This window comes from uncultured Dysgonomonas sp. (assembly GCF_900079725.1).
GTDB lineage: Bacteria > Bacteroidota > Bacteroidia > Bacteroidales > Dysgonomonadaceae > Dysgonomonas.
The window spans coordinates 4,475,516-4,495,976 of record NZ_LT599032.1 but is presented as its reverse complement, the minus strand read 5'-3'; the positions used below and the strand labels follow the sequence as shown (position 1 = coordinate 4,495,976).

The window sequence follows — 20,461 nt, the reverse complement described above, 5'->3', positions numbered from 1 at the left end:
AAAAAATAAGATTTTTAACCTAAAAAATTTCAGTATAAAAACAGCAGATAGATAATCCTCAGATTAAATTCCTTATTAAAGCTGAAAATTATTTTTCTCTATCCAAATACTTATTCAATCCGTTTTCACACCAAACGGCCTTATTTTCTACTGCATTATTAAACATATCGGCATTTATCGTTTCCCTGTCATGGCTGCTAAGCGGATGATAGATATGATAAACGATACCGTAAAATTTGAGGTATTGTTTCCTTATTCCCGAATTTATAAGCCGGGCCGAGATCTCATTATCTTCATACCCCCACCCTGTCATATCCTCATTGTAACCATTCACAGCGAGTAAATCCTTTTTCCAGAATGCCATATTGCATCCTTTTATATAATGGGGACTGTCTTTTTTATACCTGAAACGAAAATAATGGGCAAATAAAGAAGACCTGCAGGCATTCAGCTTATTTCTTAAACCTTTGGTAAAAGGGCTTAATACTACAGATTTCTTCTTCAACAGATCCTGACTTAAATCCTGCGTCATCATAATACGGCTACCTGTAGCAAAGCATCCATCCTGTGCCATTGCCAGGTGATCCGCAATAAAGTGTTTGTTCAGTATCACATCGCCGTCAATCTGAATAATATAATTTCCTGTTGCTTTTACAATTGCCTTATTTCGTATAACAGTAAGCCTGAATCCGATATCTTCGTGCCAGACATGAACCACAGGACAAGGAAAATTCATACTTATCTCTTGTATGTATGTTGTAGTAGCTTCTTTAGAACCGTCATCAGCAATTATTACCTCATCCGGTAAGATGGTCTGTGACGCTACACTAGAAAGGCATAAATCTAAAGCCGACGGCCAGTTATATGTGGCAATTATAAGAGATACTTTTGGTTTATTATTCTTCATAGATACCTGTTCTTTCTTATATTCAATGATGAGAAATTCAACAATTTATCCAAGCCATAAAGGAAAATGGAAAATCGTCCACACCCGAGATAATCTTCGACCTCTTTCAAGACTTTTTTTTTCACTTCTAATGACTTAAACTCCTTCGAGGCTACAATCCGTTTCAAAAACCGTCCTTTAATGATAGAACTTTGCAAAGAACCCAGGTGTAAATTCCGCGAGATATCCTCAATAACATATTTTCCTTCAGTAAAAATCAGCCCCTCCGACTTAGCTCTCGGCGTAGCCTTATTCGAATGCTGCCTGAAATAATTGAGTTTATCACAGTACCTGATTACTTCGCCTTGCAGGCATACACGATTCCAGAAAAACCAGTCGCCACAATATCTGTACTCTGCATACTGATTTCCAATCTTATCCAAGACTGACTTTCTGAAAAGCGTCATACTGGCATTGTAAATACTGTTATTAAATAGCATCCGCCCTTTAACAAAGGCTCTTCCATCAAATTTGTTTACAGTATATCTTTCTTCCCTATTTCTGTCCCAGTCATCAAGTAATATATCTCCATTTCCATCCACTGCATAGGAACAACAAAAAGCGACATTACAATCCGGATTAGCCTCCAGTAAAGGAACTAGCTTCTCTAAAAAGGTAAGTTCCGAATAATCATCACTTTCTGCTATCCAGATATATTCTCCACGAGCCAGAGAGAACCCTTTTTGCCACTGAGCAAAGGTAGAGCCTGTATTTACCTCATTATATACAGTATGGGACACCTTTTCGTTAGCTGCATACACATCAATAATATTACGGCTGTTGTCGGTAGAGCAATCATCGAGTATAATCAGTTCAAAATCCTGACAGGTCTGGTTCAGAACACTTTCTATCCGCTGTTTTAAGTATTGCGAATGATTATAATTGGGGATAATAACACTAACCTTTGGTAATAACATTTTTATCTGATATCTTTTGAGTGTATGGCAAACCTAATATCTCTTCATAAATATGCAATCTTCTTAATGCCAACTCATCAGGAGTCTCTCTTAGTTCCATCTTCTTCCGGGCATTTAAGCGAAAGTCATTACACAAATTATTATCACCTGTCAAGGTTAAAACAGCTTCGATGAAAGCCTCATTGTTATCAGCAATAAAACAATCTTCCTTATCGTTCAGCATTATACCTTCCGCCCCTATGCTCGTAGATATAATAGGTACACCTTTGCTTATTGCATCCAGTATCTTAATCCTTACCCCACTGCCAATACGCAAAGGCACTATCATTATGGCTCCTGATAATTCTTCAGATAGGTCTTCCACAAACCCTCTGAATAGAATATTCTCAAACTTTTCTGCATAAAATGTTTTCAATTTGGAATTCCATTGTCCTATAATATGCAATTCCAGTTCGGGCTTCACCTTTCTAACTTCGCCCCAGCAATTGTTCAGAAACCAGTCCACAGCATCCAGATTGGGAGTATGTTCACTTCCTCCCAGATAAATGAGTTTATTTTTGAATTGAAACGCTTCCGATATTTCAAAATCTTTCACCTCTACTATTGCGGGAGAGGTAGCTATTTTGATATCGCTCCTCAATACATCCGACAACTTTGCTTTGTCTACATCGGTCATAGCAACGATGGCATCATAAGCATTCAGGTTTCCAATCTCATATTTTTTCAAAGAATTGAATAAATAGTAAGCGACAGGCTTAGGGTTCTGCAATAAATTGAGTTCCTGATAAGCCCTTACATACCTTATCTCATGGTGAATGAAAACCTTCTTTATATCTTCGGGTAAGATATTCACAATATCAATAAGTCCAAAAAAATCGACTTGTATCAAGTCAAATTCGTTTGAATGAATCACTTCATATACAAAATTAATATACCCTTCGTTTAACTCCGATGAATTAAATTTTAAGATCGAATTAGACCAGATCAAATCGCCGGAGTCTGCTTTCTTTAATCTACGCTGCAATTTCCTGTCTACCGAGGCCTTTATCTTCGATAGTATCTTAAATGAAAGAGTGCTTTCTGCTTCAGATTCACCCCTGGCATCTAAATGGTAAAAGTAGAAATTTACATTTGCCCATAACTTCCTTATTGCTTTCATCGCATCCGAATCTGATTCGACGCAAGGAATAATGATTGATACATCAACATACGCCCGGAGTCTGTCCACTAACTGGAAAAAGCCCTGATTCCCTCCCGAATTTATAGGATAGGGTATGTATGGTGTCAATATCAATAACTTTATCATAATATTTTATCTTATTCTTTAGTTTATTAAAAACTCACCGATGCGAATCATACGATAATAATAACAAAAAATCATTAGCCCGGATTTATAAGCGTCTGTTTTTCTTAATATTCAATGAAGAAAAGTTCAGACGTTTATCTAATTTATAGATATACAGAGAAGACATTCCACATTTAAAATATGACATTACATCTTTCAGAATGTTCTTTTTAACTTCGTTATTTTTAAAAAGCGTTGAGCTTACAATACGTTTTATGAACCAGCCTATCACTACAGTCCTTTGTATTGAAGTCAAAGATAACTGCTTAATAAGGTCATCTACTGTATATTTCGATTCTATAAAACCTAAGCCTTCTAAATCTGCTTTTGATGTTACTTTTTCTGTATGCTGACGGTAATAATTAAGCTTGTCGCAAGACCTTATAACTTTACCTTCCAGACACAACCTGTTCCAAAAATACCAATCCCCGCTATATTTATATTCTGTATAGCGTTTACCGATCTTCTCGAATGCATCTTTGCGGAATACCCCCATACTTGTATTATATATAGTATTATTAAATAACATCCACCCTTTAGCAAAGTCTTTCCCTTCAAATATTTTCACTTTATAATTTGTCCAATGACTGCGGTCCCAATCCTCTGGCAAGATATGCCCATTTTCATCTACCAGATAAGAATAGCTGTATGCCACACTACTACCCGGAGTCTTCTCCAGCAAGCTAATAAGTGTTTCCAAAAAAGCGGGATCGGCATAGTCGTCACTTTCAGCAATCCATATGTATTTTCCCCGGGCAAGGCTTAAGCCTTTTTCCCATTGCAAAAATGTAGATCCGGAGTTTTTTTCATTCACCACCATTTGCGAAAACTTATCCGAAGACAGATATTCCCGAATAATTTCAACGCTATTATCTGTTGAGCAATCGTCTAGTATAATTACCTCAAAATCCCGATATGTTTGATTCAGCACGCTGTCTATCCTCCGCTTCAAATATCTGGAATGATTATAATTGGGTATAATGACGCTTACGATAGGATTGTAATCCTTCATTATCTTTTATTTTTTATTCATATATTTATGAAACAGGGCTTCCATCTGATCGACCGAACATTCCCAATCATATTTTTTAATTGACTGATTTGCCCGCTTCGCTAATTGAATTCTTTCCTCTGGATTATCTATCAGGTAGCTTATTTTATCCACAAGGCCATCTACATCTTCAGGTTTCACCAACAATGCATTTTCACCGTTAACCATATATGTAAGGTGGGCCGGAATATCTGTACACACGCATGCACAGCCACATGCCATTGCCTCCATAGGAGGTAAATGCCACCCTTCGGTTATACTTGTCGCTACATATATAGCAGCTTCATTATATAAAGGAATAATGTCTTTCCTGTCATAATAATATGCTACCCAATCGGGTATAAACTCCGGTTTCTTTTCGGAACTGAACATGATAACTTCCAAATCCGGATACTTATTCTTCAGTTCCACAAATGCAGCTACCCCATATTGGCACGCCTTATATTTCAGGCTAAGATATCTCATTATCAGAGTTCTATTATTCCTGTTTTCAATAGGATTGGCTAATTCGTAGATACTCAAGTCTAAAGCGTTAGGAATAATTTCGACCTGATACCGGGCATAAGGTGAAACAATATCAAACAAATAAGGCGAAATGACTACTTGAATCAATGGTAACTTATACGAATCATGGACAAAATCTTCAGACTCTGATGTCATTATCGTTTCATAGCCCTGAATAAAATTAAACTTAATCCCTTTCGATGGATTCAACTCAGCAATATGGTGAGCTGTAGCCCACCAGGTGGAAATACAGATATCCGCATCGCGAATATAATCATTCGATACATAAGAGATCATTTTACACTTTACATTATCCGGCAGATCGAACCATTTGGGACGCTCCCTGCCTTTCAGGCTTTTTATAAAACACTTGTATTTTAATGCAAAATCCGATTTATCATAGTCTTTTCCATAGTTTGTCTTTATGCTATTGTATATAACAATATCATGTCCGCGATTAGATAATCGTGTAGCATATTCATACATCACTTTTAAACCACCACCGGCACGCGAGCCAAAATAAGGAAGTATAATATTAATTTTAAGCTTCATACGTAATATTTATTTAATATCTACCCCGAAGATCTCATCCAACTGTTTATACCTTACAGACGGATTAAAATAGGCTTTGTATAAATCATAACCTTGCTTGCTTTGCTCTTTGTATAATGCTTCGTTATCAAGCAGTTTCCGGATATTTGAGGCAAATTCTCCGGCATTCAAGCTCACAAGACATCCATTATTTATTTTATTCGGCAATCCATCTATTCCTCTCAATGTGCAGACTACAGGTAAACCGAACGACATCGCTTCTATCACCTTCAGTTTTATCCCTGAACCACCCAGCATCGGGCAAATGGAAATCTTAGAATCTGCATAGGCACTCCCCAGATCCTCTATAAACCTGATTTTTGTTACATTAGGATACCCCTCTTTGATATATTCTGTAATCCTGCCTATCACACACATAGTTATATCGGTAGGTAATAAAGGATAAACTTCGGTAAAAAACCATCTGGCTGAATCTTGATTCCAGTGATTATCACTTGCAACATAAACCAAATCATACTTTGGTTTCTTATCAGATGCCACAGTGTAACTATCTATATTAGACAAAGATATATTGGGAACTAAGCGAATCGTATTTTCTAAAAACTGAGAAAATATATAATATTCATCTACTGATACAGCCCAAACCTCATCAAAAAGGCTCATTCTTTTTATCTCTTGTTCAAAAGTACGCCCTAAACCTTTCTTTTCGGAATGATATTGATTCACTGTCAATAAATCATGTGTATCAATAATCGTACGTGCACCTTTTAATAATGCCTTATCTCGAATAAGGTAAGCCCACCATGCATAATTTACAACGATATAATCATATTCATTTTCTTTCAATACCTTTTCAAATTGCTGGCATACATACCATGTAGAATAATTGCTCAAAGCTTCATTATCTATCCCATACAATTTACGTTTAAAATATTCGGGAACTTTATATAATAACCGCTGCATAAACTTACGCTGAGAAGGTTTAGTTGAAGCAATGAATAAACGATCTATCAAGCCGGATTTCATCATTCGTTCATCATCCCCGTCTTCCCATTTATACCAGTCCTTTATACCGTAATAATCAACCTTAAAATTACGCTGCTTAAAATACTTTAATAAAGATATGACGCGTGTTATATTTCCGGCATTATTTTCAAAAGACAGGTAGGGCATGAAGTATAGAATCCTTTTCATCGAAAGCTATTTAAGTAAAAGACTGTATTCAATATAGCATTATTTAGTTTTGGCTAATTGTTGCTGTTACATATAACACAAGTAATAAATAGGTCTGTGACCTTAATTTGATATGTAAAGGTAGTAAATTATATGAATGTTCTATATTTTAAGAGGTGTTAGTCTCCTAAAACAATCATACATTTTCTTCGTGGTATAAGTTAAAACATGTATCCGATTGAATATGGGTATTGCCGGAATAGATTGCAGCCGTTATCATAGCAGATTTTACTTTTGAGATAATAAAGTCTGTTTTATCAGAGGTATTTTCGGGAATAAAGATAAGTAAACCTGAGTAAAATTCAGTCCTTTCTATTTCCCTGTCGAAAGGAAAAAAGCTGATCTGCTTCATATCATCACTTATCTCCACAACATGATTTCGAAGATAAATATCCGGATAGATAAATGTATAGTGGGAGAAATAACGTTTCATTTAAGCCCCTCTTCTTTTTTTGAAGAGTTGAGGTCTCTTCCTCTATTTACTGAGGGATTTCGATTTACCTTATCTCTCGATACAACAGGTAAGTTATCTATTTTCCTGTCATTATTCCGAGAATTGGTTACAGGTGGCGGTGTCACCATTTTATCATTCGACAAATCAGGTTTTATTTGAGTATCTGTAGCCGTAGTGATTTCCGGCTTATCCTCAGGCTGTGCTAAAGGAGCAGTATCCGATACTTCTTCCGATGCAGGCTTAATATCAGCTATTGAATCTATATATGAAATGTTATATAATATAACATCGGACGATATACCTTTTATCTTATTCTTCACATGCACATAACCGGATATATTTTTCAACAGGCTATCAGCTAACTGAGGTTTTGAAAATATATAGCGTCTGTTCTCAGCTATAGGTACAATTGTTTTCACCAATGTATCTTTATATGTAAAGAAGACTGCGGCTTCTGCATTTTGCAATGAGTTCACGCCCTGCACATCAAATCTTAAAGAGAACTTAGGCAAATCGATTGTTTTTATCTTATTCGAATCTATATCGAATGACATTGTAGGTGTTTGCTCATTCAGATAAGAAAGGGGAGGTACCAGATAGTTAGAATAACCGCGGCCCAAAACATTCGAGCGGGACGATGTCATTACATTGCTTGCCGCCCTCAAACGCGAAGCAACTGAGTCGTTAATCGTATTATATATCTCTATATTATCCGAATACCATAACAAAGAAGAATCGAGCTCTGCCTGTGTAATATTATACTTTTGAAGTATTCCGTTCAATAAAGCATCTTTCTTCTCATCATTACTGAAATCCGAACCGCTCCGATATATGGCTTGGGCAAGTTGTATATCATACAGAACATCTGTCATTTTATCCTCATGCATGACATAACGAGGCCTTCTCCCGCACGAGCAGAGGAGTACCACTATAGCCAATATGAAATAAATGACTGTACGTTGTTGCATAATCAGGCTTTATCTTTTTTCTCCAAAGATATTGATAATGTCTTGCGATAGAAAATAAGAAGTATAAAAATACCGACCGTAATAGCAGAATCTGCAATATTAAATATAGGGCTGAAAAAGATAAAATCCTCACCACCCCATACAGGGAACCATGACGGGAATGTTCCATTTATAAGCGGGAAGTAAAGCATATCCACAACATTGCCGTGAAGCCAGCTGGAATAGCCTTCCCCCAGCGATACGAACGATGCCACATGCCCCTGATAACTGGCGGAGAATATCTCCCCATAGAATACACTGTCGATAATATTGCCGAATGCTCCTGCAAGGATAAGCGCAATACATGCTATGTACCCGCTTTTATAACCCTGCTTCACTAATCTGTACAGATAATAGCCTATAAAGAAAATGGCCACAATACGAAACAAGGAGAGGAATAATTTGCCTCCCAGCTTCCAGCCAAAAGCCATACCGGGATTTTCCACAAAATAAATCTTGAACCAACTGGTAATCTCAATAGACTCGTAAAGAGACATATGAGTTTTTACCCAGATTTTGGATGCCTGGTCTATAATTATAATTAATGCAATAACTAATATTGCGATCAGCCCCCGATTTTTATTATCCATACAATTGATATACTAGTTCCGTAAAGAAAACGAAGAAAAAACAGAAATATCGTTAAATCTATTTTTTCTTCCTTTTCATCTACTGCTTATTTCTTATTATTTTACTCCGCTATTCTTAGCCTCGATACTTAAAGTAGCATGAGGAACAGCACGTAAACGTTCTTTTGGTATCAACTTACCTGTTTCGCGGCAAATACCATATGTTTTATTTTCGATACGGATAAGTGCCGATTGCAAGTTTTGTATAAACTTCATCTGGCGTTGAGCCAAACGGCCGGCTTCCTCCTTCGATAGTGTAGATGCTCCTTCTTCCAACACTTTAAATGTAGGAGAAGTATCGGTAACATCATTACCATCGGCATTTGTTATAGCCGCTCTCAATTCTTCGTATTCTTTCTTAGCTTTATTTAGCTTTTCAAGGATAATATCACGGAATTCGTTCAATTCCTCGTCTGTGTATCTTGTCTTTTCTGCCATAACTTTACGTTTTAAAAGTTAAACATCCTGTTTTAATTTTATTAAAGATAATCCTTTTATCTGACTTTATCTACAGACACCTGTAAAATATAATCATCCATGTCAATTTCCTGACCGTTTTCCACATTTCCAAGCTCTATATTATCAGCTAGCACCTGTGATGCTATATATGCCTTATATTCTGATACTGTAGTCCTTACCTGCTCCTGATCAGATATTTTTATATTTATCCGGTCTGTTATATCGAAACCGCTCGATTTACGGATATTTTGTATCCGGTTCACCAATTCGCGTGCAATACCTTCCTTTCGCAAATCTTCGGTTATGGTTACATCCAGTGCTACTGTCAGCTTGCCTGCATTGGCTACCAACCAGCCGGGTATATCTTCCGATATTATTTCTGCATCAGCCAGTTCTATTGTAGCTGCTTGGCCTTCCACATCGAAAGTATAGCTGCCGTCTTTTTCGAAAGCGGCAATTGCATCCTGTGGCATATTCTGCACCTCAACAGCCAGTTGCTTCATTATCTTACCATAACGGGGCCCCAGTTTCTTGAAATCCGGTTTTACTTTCTTCACAAAAATACCTTCCGAACCACCGACATATTTAAGCTCTTTCACATTCACCTCATTCAATATAAGGTCGCGTACGGCTTCTATATCCTTTTCCTGCTTATCGTTGAGGATAGGTATCATTATCTGCATAAGCGGCTGGCGTACCTTCACACTCTCTTTGCGACGGAGAGCCAATACTGCCGATGATATATCCTGTGCTATCTGCATACGTTCTTCCAGAGTCTTATCCACAACGGAAGCGTCATATGCCGGATAATCCGACAGATGTACCGATGGTGCTTTTTCCTTTCCTGTCACTGCGATCAAGTCACAGAACAGTTTATCCGAGTAAAACGGAGAAATAGGAGCCATCAGTTTTGCTACTGTCTCAAGACATGTATATAACGTCTGGTAAGCAGACAATTTATCTTTTGTCATTTCGCCACCCCAGAAACGTTTTCTGTTCAGACGGACATACCAGTTACTCAGATTGTCATTCACAAAATCAGAGATCGCACGTCCGGCCTTTGTTGGCTCATATGTTTCATAATACTCATCCACATCTTTTACAAGTGTGTTCAGCAGAGATATTATCCAGCGGTCTATTTCCGGTCTTTCGTTTACAGGTATCAACTTTTCGCTAAAAGTGAAACCATCCACGTTGGCATATAATGCAAAGAACGAATAAGTATTGTATAATGTTCCGAAAAATTTACGGCGTACTTCTTCTACCCCTTCTATATCGAACTTCAGATTATCCCAAGGCGAAGCATTGGTAATCATATACCAGCGCAACGGATCGGAGCCATATTTTTCGATTGTAGAGAACGGATCTACTCCGTTTCCACGGCTTTTAGACATTTTATTACCATTCTTATCCAATACAAGGCCATTGGAAACGACATTCTTGAATGATATACTGTCCTTTACCATTGTAGATATAGCATGCAGTGTGAAGAACCATCCGCGGGTCTGGTCAACCCCTTCTGCTATGAAATCGGCAGGATAAACTTTCGAGAACTTCTCTTCACTTATATTCGGATAAAACACCTGTGCAAACGGCATAGCGCCCGAATCGAACCATACGTCTATAAGATCAGCCTCACGTTTCATCGGTTTGCCCGACTCCGAAACCAATACTATATTATCCACATATGGGCGGTGCAGATCTATTTTCTCATAATTAGCCTTGTCCAGATTTCCTATTTCAAAACCCTTCCAAGGTATTTCTTTCATAAATCCGGCATCAACAGCCTTTTGCATTTCTGCATAGAGTTCCTTTATGGAACCTATACATTTTTCCTCTTTGCCATCCTCTGTCCTCCATATAGGTAATGGTGTGCCCCAATAGCGGCTACGGCTCAGATTCCAGTCCTGCAGGTTTTCCAGCCATTTACCAAAACGGCCTGTACCCGTAGACTGAGGCTTCCAGTTGATAGTTTCATTCAGCTCCATTAAGCGTTCGCGACTGGCTGTTGTGCGTATAAACCAGCTATCCAGCGGATAGTACAACACAGGTTTGTCCGTACGCCAGCAGTGCGGATAATTATGCACCTGACGTTCTATCTTAAAGGCCTGATTAGCCAGCTTGAGCATTACACTAAGGTCTATATCGAGTGTATTGGCATCGGCAGGCAGTGTATCGTCATATTCATTTTTCACATAACGGCCTGCGTATTCCTTATATAAATCTACGTTTACATTCGTTTTCAAATATTCCGGATCGATGTCTTCGAGGCGGAAGTACTTACCTGTAAGATCTACCATCGGACGTTGATTACCATCTTTATCCAAAAGCAACAATGCCGGCACTCCATTTTCTTTGGCAACCTTGGCGTCGTCCGCTCCAAAAGTAGGCGCTATGTGCACGATACCTGTACCATCATCGGTAGTTACAAAGTCTCCTCCCAGTACACGGAATGCACCCTCACCCGGATTCATCCACGGTATCAGTTGCTCATACTCCATACCCACAAGATCAGAACCCTTCCACTCTCCTACTATCTTATACGGTATCAGTTTATCTCCCTGCTTATAATCTTCCAATGCTACGTCTTTTGCCTTTTCATTGAACATACTGAACATAAGCCATTTTGCAAGCACAGCAGTCATTTTATTACCTGTATACGGGTTGTAGCTCTGAACGGCAACATATGTGATATCCGGCCCTACAGCTAAAGCCGTATTCGAAGGCAATGTCCACGGAGTAGTGGTCCATGCAAGGAAATAAGCATCGCCAAACTGAGACATCTCTGTTTTAGGTGATTTGATCTTAAACTGCGCTACACAAGTGGTATCTTTCACATCACGATATGCTCCGGGCTGGTTCAGTTCGTGTGTACTGAGTCCTGTACCTGCGGCAGGAGAATAAGGCTGTATAGTATATCCTTTATAAAGGTATCCTTTCTTATATAATTCGTTGAGCAAGTACCAAAGCGTTTCTATATAGCGGCTGTCGTATGTTACATAAGGGTCGTTCATGTCTACCCAGTACCCCATAATGCGGGTCAGGTTTTCCCACTCTCCTGTATATTTCATTACTTCCTTACGGCAAGCGTTGTTATATTCTTCTACCGATATTTTTTTACCGATATCTTCTTTGGTTATACCCAATTTCTTTTCAACAGAAAGCTCCACAGGTAGGCCATGAGTATCCCATCCGGCCTTACGGTTGACCAGAAAACCTTTCATTGTCTTATACCTGCAGAAAATATCTTTTACTGCACGTGCCATTACATGGTGAATACCGGGCATTCCGTTTGCCGATGGAGGCCCTTCGTAAAAAACAAACGATGGTGCTCCAGCGCGTACATCCAGACTTTGTTGGAATATGTTCTCCTTATCCCACTTTTCCAATATCTCTTTGTTGATATCAGACAAGTTAAACCGATTGTATTCTGAAAACTGCTTACTCATAGTGTGTATAAAACATGCATTAAAAAAATTGAGGGCAAAGATAATAAAAAGTTATGAGTTATAAATTATGTGTTACGTCTTACAATATATAATTGTGATTTATTTAGAAAGAGAAACCGGATTTCCATAAATCAGAAATGAATTGTATAAAATTTAAGAAAACTAGATTTGTCTCAACAGAAAGAGAAGGTATTGTTTATTCTTGCTAAACTTTACCTTTATCAACTAACAAATTTAATTTACTCTTAATCCATACCCTGCATAAAAAGCCTGTTTGTATAGTCGGAATTCCGGCAGTTTGGATTCATTCAGTAGAATACCCCCTATGAATAGTTTTGAGATAAAGCCAATGGAGATATCAAAAACAGCAAAACCCATAACAATTGTTTCATACCCATATTTTAACGTCTGATATTACAAATGTAAATGCAAGAACACAAACTCAATGCTTCCTCTATGCTATTTAGTGTTACCGAGTGTTATAGTATAACAAATAAAAAAAATTAACAAATATTTTAACATTCAATTATAATCCCTATCTTTGACCATTGGTTCAGAACATTATATAGACACAAATATGCAAGATTCTTTTAAAAACAGGGTAACTAAATTCTGGAAATCCTTTTCAGAAGAAGAATACCAAATTAGGGAAATGATGGATAATAAAGTTGAAGGAGAGACTCTTCTCAATTTTGTGGATAGTATTTTACAAATTGCTTTTAATAAAGTTTATTTCGAAATGGGAATGAATAATGAAGGCAAGTATGAACTCATTTTAACGCCTGAAGGGGATCGTACCCGATTGATGCTGTTGTATTACTGGCTCCAATATGCACCGCAACATCTGCAGAAACATTGGAACTTTTATTCAACAAAACCAGCCCACGGCAAACCAGGTGCTATAATAGATATGTTCGATATCAGAATTGGAGAAGACGATATAATCATCTACCCTGAAATTGATAATGACAAAAGTAAAGTAAACATCGAATTGTATAGTCCTAAGTTGATGACATTGGATGAAAACAATCGTTATTCGATGTTCTTCATTTACCTCGATCAATTTATCGGAGAGTTGTACACAATGGAATACATTGGATATATTGACTTTGTAGAAGAAAAACAAAACAAAAAGTCTTCGACAATATCCGATCTCAAACCATTCATCGACAAAACTATTAAAGATCATGGCTGGCCAAAATTCGATAATCCCTGCGAAATATATAACGGTTACAGGATGGAGCCGACCGAAAGCGAGGACTGGAAACTACGTGAAGATATATTCTCGGGTTACACCTCATGTACTCCGATATTAAACGATTACTACAACGGGGAAAGCAAACGATCTGATGAAGCTGAAGAAAACGGAGTAGTGTTCGGTTTTCTCTTCTTCGAAAACATTAATATACCCCGCGAGAATGTTGTTAATTTCAGAGGTGAGATAGAAGATAAAATCGCAGCCGCTACCATTCCTTATGGTATAGCCAATAGTTTGGGAGGTGCTACAGGTTTTCATTTTTCATATATTGATTTCATTATATACGACTATGAAACCTTCATACCCATAGTGAGAGAAATATTATCCGGCTATAAACTTGAAGAAACCGGATTCTCTGATTTTTCAGCCGAAACTAAACCCCTTATATTTAATTGACTAAAAAAAATGCTCCGGGAATAAATTCACCGGAGCATTTTCATAAAAAAGAATTATCTATGTACTAAAATAGAAAGCAACTGTTACAGCATAAGAAAACAGAAAAAGTTAGAGATTGTTATCTTTTAGTTAAAATAAGCCTTCACTACTTAAATATTCAAGCCTTTGTCAGGGTTCAAAACTTTTTATTCTGCTTTTTAAAACAAAATCATTACTTTTGCGGTTCAATTAGAAAAAATAACTTTCTGAATAGGTATAATTTAATTCATCCTGATAATACAAGATAAGCCTTAATATATGCAAAAAAATTTAGTAATTGTTGAGTCTCCTGCTAAAGCCAAAACCATAGAAAAGTTTCTGGGCAAAGATTTTAAAGTTATGTCCAGTTATGGACATATCAGAGACCTGAAGAAAAAAGACTTGGGGATAGACTTGGAGAACGGCTATACACCTTTATACGAAGTTCCGGGAGACAAAAAGAAGGTGGTAGATGAACTAAAAAAGGCTGCAAAAGATGCCGATATAGTATGGCTGGCTTCCGATGAAGACCGGGAGGGAGAAGCTATATCCTGGCATTTATTCAAAACATTGAAGCTTGACGAAAAGAAAACAAAAAGAATCGCATTTCACGAAATAACCAAAGATGCAATTCTTCATGCGATAGAAAATCCCCGACAGATAGATATAAATCTTGTAGATGCGCAACAAGCGCGCCGGGTACTCGACCGCATCGTAGGTTTCGAATTGTCCCCTGTACTTTGGCGCAAAGTAAAGCCTGCTTTATCGGCAGGACGGGTGCAATCTGTCGCTGTAAGACTTATCGTAGAACGGGAACGTGAGATTCAGGCTTTTCAAAGTGAAGCATCTTATCGTGTTACGGCTGTTTTTGTAAAAAAAGAAAATGGATCAGAAACAGAAATAAAGACAGAATTAAGCAAACGCCTGAAAACAAAAAAAGAAGCGCTTGACTTTCTTGAGAAACTAAAAGAAGCCAGTTTTAAAGTAGAGGATGTAGAAACAAAACCGATGAAAAAATCACCGGCTGCACCTTTTACTACATCAACTTTACAGCAGGAGGCATCCCGCAAACTGGGTTTTCCGGTATCACTAACGATGATGGTAGCACAAAAACTATACGAATCCGGAAAGATTACTTACATGCGTACCGACTCGGTAAACCTATCGGGACTGGCTATCAATACTGCAAAAAATGAAATAGAATCCGTTTACGGAAAACAATATTCCAAAGTACGTCAATTCTCTACCAAAAGCAAAGGAGCACAAGAAGCCCATGAGGCTATTCGCCCCACATACATGTCGGAACATACTGTATCCGGTACGGCTCAGGAAAAAAAATTATACGACCTCATTTGGAAACGTACCATCGCATCTCAGATGGCAGATGCAGAATTGGAGAAAACAACTATTACAATAGGCATATCCAATAATAAAGAGTTTAAATTCACAGCTGTCGGCGAAGTTATCAAATTTGACGGATTCCTGCATGTATACCTTGAAGGAACAGACGATGAAAATATCGACAGTGAAAGCAGCCTGTTGCCTCCTGTAAAACCTCAGGAAGCAATGGATATGAAGGAGAGCATTGCTACTGAACGTTTCACGCAACGCCCCAGCCGCTACAGCGAGGCTTCGCTAGTTCGTAAATTGGAAGAACTTGGTATCGGACGCCCGTCTACATATGCACCGACTATCTCGACAATCCAGAACCGCGAGTATGTAGAAAAATCAAATATAGAAGGTACGGAGCGTCAATACAACATATTGACACTGAGAAAAGACAAAATAACAGATTCTGAAAAGACCGAGATAACAGGGACTGATAAAGGAAAATTGATCCCTACCGATACAGGCATGGTAGTCAATGACTTCCTTACAGAATACTTCCCAGACATACTGGACTATAATTTTACTGCAAATGTAGAAAAAGAGTTTGACCAGGTGGCTGAAGGAGAAGAAAACTGGACTAAGCTGATAGATAAGTTCTACAAGGTATTTCATCCTGTAGTAGAATCGGCTACCAATATGCAAACCGATCATAAAATTGGAGAGCGCATACTGGGTATCGATCCTAAATCGGGTCGCCAGGTTTCTGTAAAGATAGGCCGTTTTGGCCCTATGGCACAGATCGGTGTGCAGGAAGACACAGACAAACCTCTTTTCGCAGGATTACAGAAGACTCAGTCGATAGCCTCTATTACGCTCGAAGAAGCCTTGAAATTATTTGAACTTCCCCGTTCAATAGGAGAGTTCGAAGGTAAAGACGTTAGTGTAGGTACAGGCCGGTTTGGTCCATACATTAAGCATGATGGTAAGTTCATATCGCTACCTAAAGGCTATGATCCTTTCGAAGTAGATATTGAAATGGCAATTCCTCTGATTACCGACAAACGGAAAAAAGATGCGGAAAAGGTTATCAAGACCTTTGCAGAAGATGCCGACCTGCAAATACTGAATGGCCGTTACGGCCCTTATATAGCATATAAGAAAAGTAATTTCAAGATACCGAAAGGCACAGCACCTGAGAGTCTGGACTTTGAAGCATCAATGAAGATAGTAAACTCTACAGAAGAAAAAGCTACTAAGACTAAAGGAAAAGGGAAAAAGAAATAAGCGGTAATAACTCTGTTTGTTCTTAGATTATTAAAGCACATTGAATGAATAAGATCTTAGAAAAGATATTTGGGTATAGGGGATATAGAATTATAATTCCCCTGATAGATTTAGCTGTGATTTACGGCTCATACATCTTAGCCTTTTATCTGTTCAAAGATGCCCTGGATAATTTTACGCTCAACTACAATGCTTTTAAAGCGAGTATACCATTCATTATCATCAGCTATCTTATTCTAAGCCACATATTCGAACTCGACAAGCCTAAAGACTTTACTCTTTTTGGAGTTGGTTATACTGTTGTATTGGCTGTAGGATCACTTTTGTTTACAACAATGGCTATCAGTTTCTTTATCCGGGAATTTGCATTCCCCCGAAGTATCCTTTTGGCCGGGACCATCTTTCAGGTGGTAGTCATAACCTTTTGGCATTTATTTGCCAGCCGCATGTATTTCCGGGTAAACAAGGGAAAATCGGTACTGGTCATTGGTTATGAAAAATCTCAGGCCCTCGCCTATAAACTACTGGAATCGAGAGGAATGTGGTCTCAGATCAAGCATGTTTGTTCACCGGCATATCCTAAAGTGTACGAACTCATCGACGAATGTGATATTACATTCATTACAGAAGATGTAGAAGAATCGTTGAAACAAGAAATAATACTTTACTGTGTCGAAAACGACCATACAGTTCTCTATCAGCCAAAAAATCTGGAGATACTACAATTTAATGCCAACTTCCTGCAAATAGACGACTCTCCAGTATTAGATGTCAGGGAATTCGGTCTTTCGCAAGGAAGTGAAACGACTAAAAGAATCATTGATGTTCTGTTAGGGAGCATAGCACTCGTTATATTTTTCATCCCATTTGTATTTGTTTACCTGGCTCTAAAAATAGGAGGAGGCACGGCTTTTTATGTACAGGAAAGAATTACCCGAGACAATAAGGTATTCAAAATATACAAATTCAGGACGATGGTTGAGAATGCCGAAGCCATTTCCGGTCCTGTCTTAGCTCAGGATGTAGATAAACGTATCACCAGACTGGGACATATACTGAGAGCGACACGCCTGGACGAAATTCCTCAGATATTTAATATCCTTATCGGGGATATGAGTATTGTTGGGCCACGTCCCGAACGTCCGTTTTTTGTTGAACAGTTTTGCGAAGAAATGCCTGAATATAATCTCCGCCACAGAGTAAAGGCCGGATTGACAGGGTTGGCTCAGGTTCAGGGAAAATATAATACTTCCGTAAGGGACAAATTAAAATATGACTTGTTGTATATCAATGGTTATTCTCTGGCTCTAGACATAAAGTTAATCATGCAGACACTGAATATATTACTCCGTAGCAACAGTACGGAAGGAGTTAAAAGTGTAGAAGAACTTGGTGATGAGATAGAACGTCTTACCAGACACTAAATGTATACTCTTATGACTGATTTTCAACAATTAATAATAAGCCGGCGCAGCACTCGTAAATTTACGGACGAGCCGCTTAGCCCGGAACAGGTGGAAACAATAATGAAGGCCGCATTAATGTCCCCTGCTTCCAAAAGTGCCAATCCGTGGCAATTCCTTTTGGTAGAAGATAAGGAAATGCTGGATAAACTGTCGTATTGCAAAAAATCGAGTAGCAGACTGATTGCCGGATGCGCTTTGGCTATTGTTGTATTAGCCGATCCTCTGACCAGTGATGTCTGGATAGAAGACTCTTCTATAGCATCCATTATGATACAGTTACAAGCCGAAGACTTAGGCTTGGGTAGCTGCTGGGTACAAATACGCCAACGACATACGATGAGCGACACTCCATCTGATGAATATATCAGGGAACTATTCGATATCCCGTTACAACTTCAGGTCTTATCTGTAATAGCAATAGGACACAAAGCTCAGGAGCGTCCGCCATTCGATCAGGAAAAACTGCAATGGGAGAAGATACATATCGGTAAATTTAATATAGACCAATTAGCCGAATAAATTATGGCAACAAGTTCGAATAAAGCATCCAACGACCGCCTATCTTACGGAATAACCATCCTCATCTTCGGGGTATTATTCTTATTAGACAAGCTAGGGTTTCTCAGACAGATACCTTACGGGCAGAAACTTATTAGTGTCGGTGTATTCTTCCTTATAGGAGGAATCGTATTTCTGATTACACAACCCAAAAAGATCCTTGGCTGGATATTTCTGGGGATAGGCATCATACTCAATGCCGACTTGTTTTTCGGATGGCTAAGTGACTATTCCAATCTGATAGTACCACTAGGTCTGATCATAGCAGGTGTAGCAATGGTACTCACCGCAAAGAAAAACTGATGAAAGTCGTATTCATAGGTGCCGGAAATGTAGCAACCCATCTGGCTACAGAACTGTATAAAAAATCCTTTGATATTATACAAGTTTATAGCCGCACTTTGGAGTCTGCATTCGTCTTAGCTGAACAGGTACATGCTGTCCCTACTACAGACATCACTTCGGTAATCAATGATGCCGATTTGTATATCTTTTCGGTAAAAGATTCTGTACTGGATAGTATAGCTTCTCAATTACCAAACAACGATGGTACATGGATCCATACTGCAGGAAGCGTACCGATGGATATCTTCAGTAAATATACAGACAACTATGGAGTAATCTATCCATTCCAGACATTCAGTAAAGACAGAAATGTGGATTGGCATAATATTCCTGTTTTTGTAGAAGCATCCGATACAAAAAGTCTGAATATATTACATGCTATTGCCAGCCAACTATCCGGTAAAGTATCCGAACTATCATCCGAAGACAGGAAATATATACACCTGACCGGGGTATTTGCTTGTAACTTCACCAATCATATGTACGCTCTGTCCGAACTGTTCCTGAAGAAAGTAAACCTTCCCTTTGATGTAGCCTTACCACTTATAGATGAAACCGCATCAAAGGTACATTCATTAACTCCGGGTGAAGCACAAACCGGTCCCGCCATCCGCTACGACAAGAATATCATTGACAAGCATATGGAAATGATAGAGGACGAGAAGATAAAGAAAATATATAAGCTAATAAGCGAAAATATTCACAGAATGAGCCAATAGACAAATATATTACTACCAACCGAAAGCTTCCTCACTCATCCATTTACCATGTACTTTCATTACCTGCTCGATTATATCGCGAGCGACTCCATGCCCACCTTTGCAATGTGAAATATACCGCGCCATGCTTCTTATTTCATGTGCCGCATCAGCCGGGGCAACAGACAATCCTACCGATTGCATTACATGATAATCAGGTATATCGTCTCCGGCATACATAATCTCTTCCGGCTTATAGCCTGTCCGCTGAATATAGTCGTTGAAGTCATGTATCTTAATCTTCGACTTCATATAGATATCTTTTATCCCCAAGCGGGAGAAACGCAGCCTTACAGCCTCCGTATCGCCTCCTGTAATGATCGCTACGCCATATCCATGTTTTACTGCAAGGTTAATGGCATACCCGTCTTTTATATTCACCATACGCATAGGCTCACCCTCAGGAGACAAGGGAATAGAATCGGGAGACAAAACCCCGTCTACATCAAATATAAATGCCTTAATCTTACTAAGGTCATAATTTACAGTACTCATATGTATAA

At 38.4% G+C, this 20,461-nt stretch carries 18 protein-coding genes; 6 read left to right on the top strand and 12 right to left on the bottom strand.

Features of this window, described 5'->3' with window-relative positions:
- Positions 1–88: 88 nt before the first annotated feature.
- From QZL88_RS18510 to ileS, 11 genes are all read right to left on the bottom strand, one after another.
- Positions 89–907: a glycosyltransferase family 2 protein gene (locus QZL88_RS18510; RefSeq protein ID WP_296943775.1), complete on the bottom strand. Its 819-nt coding sequence runs from the start codon at positions 905–907 to the stop codon at positions 89–91.
- The gene (locus QZL88_RS18505) at positions 904–1,863 is read right to left on the bottom strand and encodes a glycosyltransferase (RefSeq protein WP_296943773.1); all 960 of its coding nucleotides are present in this window, start codon (positions 1,861–1,863) and stop codon (positions 904–906) included. Before QZL88_RS18505 ends, QZL88_RS18510 begins: the two co-directional genes overlap by 4 nt.
- Entirely contained in the window at positions 1,844–3,169 is a 1,326-nt protein-coding gene (locus QZL88_RS18500) for a glycosyltransferase (protein WP_296943771.1), read from the bottom strand. Before QZL88_RS18500 ends, QZL88_RS18505 begins: the two co-directional genes overlap by 20 nt.
- A gap of 85 nt (positions 3,170–3,254) precedes the next feature.
- Positions 3,255–4,220 (bottom strand): glycosyltransferase, encoded by a 966-nt coding sequence (locus QZL88_RS18495; RefSeq protein WP_296943769.1) that lies wholly within the window; start codon positions 4,218–4,220, stop codon positions 3,255–3,257.
- 6 nt (positions 4,221–4,226) lie between these two features.
- Positions 4,227–5,315, bottom strand: coding sequence for a glycosyltransferase family 4 protein (locus QZL88_RS18490; protein ID WP_296943767.1), 1,089 nt, complete (start codon positions 5,313–5,315; stop codon positions 4,227–4,229).
- A 9-nt stretch (positions 5,316–5,324) separates the two neighbouring features.
- Entirely contained in the window at positions 5,325–6,509 is a 1,185-nt protein-coding gene (locus QZL88_RS18485; protein WP_296943765.1) for a glycosyltransferase family 4 protein, read from the bottom strand.
- Between the two features lie 175 nt (positions 6,510–6,684).
- Positions 6,685–6,981, bottom strand: a complete 297-nt coding sequence (locus QZL88_RS18480; protein WP_296943763.1) for a hypothetical protein — start codon at positions 6,979–6,981, stop codon at positions 6,685–6,687.
- Entirely contained in the window at positions 6,978–7,970 is a 993-nt protein-coding gene (locus tag QZL88_RS18475; protein ID WP_296943761.1) for a DUF4296 domain-containing protein, read from the bottom strand. Before QZL88_RS18475 ends, QZL88_RS18480 begins: the two co-directional genes overlap by 4 nt.
- A 2-nt stretch (positions 7,971–7,972) precedes the next feature.
- On the bottom strand, positions 7,973–8,599 hold the full coding sequence (locus QZL88_RS18470; protein ID WP_296943758.1) for a lipoprotein signal peptidase: 627 nt from the start codon (positions 8,597–8,599) through the stop codon (positions 7,973–7,975).
- Positions 8,600–8,695: 96 nt separating this feature from the next.
- Complete coding sequence (locus tag QZL88_RS18465; RefSeq protein ID WP_006797689.1) at positions 8,696–9,076, bottom strand: TraR/DksA C4-type zinc finger protein; 381 nt, start codon at positions 9,074–9,076, stop codon at positions 8,696–8,698.
- Between the two features lie 56 nt (positions 9,077–9,132).
- Positions 9,133–12,546 (bottom strand): isoleucine--tRNA ligase, encoded by a 3,414-nt coding sequence (gene ileS / locus QZL88_RS18460; protein WP_296943752.1) that lies wholly within the window; start codon positions 12,544–12,546, stop codon positions 9,133–9,135.
- A 577-nt stretch (positions 12,547–13,123) separates the two neighbouring features.
- Between ileS and QZL88_RS18455 the strand changes: the two genes are divergently transcribed.
- From QZL88_RS18455 to QZL88_RS18430, 6 genes are all read left to right on the top strand, one after another.
- A complete protein-coding gene (locus QZL88_RS18455; RefSeq protein ID WP_296943748.1) occupies positions 13,124–14,200 on the top strand; it encodes a hypothetical protein in 1,077 nt (358 codons plus the stop codon).
- A 297-nt stretch (positions 14,201–14,497) separates the two neighbouring features.
- The gene (gene topA / locus QZL88_RS18450; protein ID WP_296943745.1) at positions 14,498–16,831 is read left to right on the top strand and encodes a type I DNA topoisomerase; all 2,334 of its coding nucleotides are present in this window, start codon (positions 14,498–14,500) and stop codon (positions 16,829–16,831) included.
- Positions 16,832–16,875: 44 nt separating this feature from the next.
- A complete protein-coding gene (locus QZL88_RS18445; protein WP_296943741.1) occupies positions 16,876–18,255 on the top strand; it encodes a sugar transferase in 1,380 nt (459 codons plus the stop codon).
- 12 nt (positions 18,256–18,267) lie between these two features.
- The gene (locus QZL88_RS18440) at positions 18,268–18,816 is read left to right on the top strand and encodes a nitroreductase family protein (protein ID WP_296943739.1); all 549 of its coding nucleotides are present in this window, start codon (positions 18,268–18,270) and stop codon (positions 18,814–18,816) included.
- A 3-nt stretch (positions 18,817–18,819) separates the two neighbouring features.
- Complete coding sequence (locus QZL88_RS18435) at positions 18,820–19,158, top strand: hypothetical protein (RefSeq protein ID WP_296943736.1); 339 nt, start codon at positions 18,820–18,822, stop codon at positions 19,156–19,158.
- Positions 19,158–19,919 (top strand): Rossmann-like and DUF2520 domain-containing protein, encoded by a 762-nt coding sequence (locus QZL88_RS18430; protein ID WP_296943734.1) that lies wholly within the window; start codon positions 19,158–19,160, stop codon positions 19,917–19,919. Before QZL88_RS18435 ends, QZL88_RS18430 begins: the two co-directional genes overlap by 1 nt.
- A 12-nt stretch (positions 19,920–19,931) precedes the next feature.
- Here the strand turns inward: QZL88_RS18430 and QZL88_RS18425 are convergent, their stop codons facing one another.
- Positions 19,932–20,453, bottom strand: a complete 522-nt coding sequence (locus QZL88_RS18425; protein WP_296943732.1) for an HAD hydrolase family protein — start codon at positions 20,451–20,453, stop codon at positions 19,932–19,934.
- Positions 20,454–20,461 lie beyond the last annotated feature (8 nt).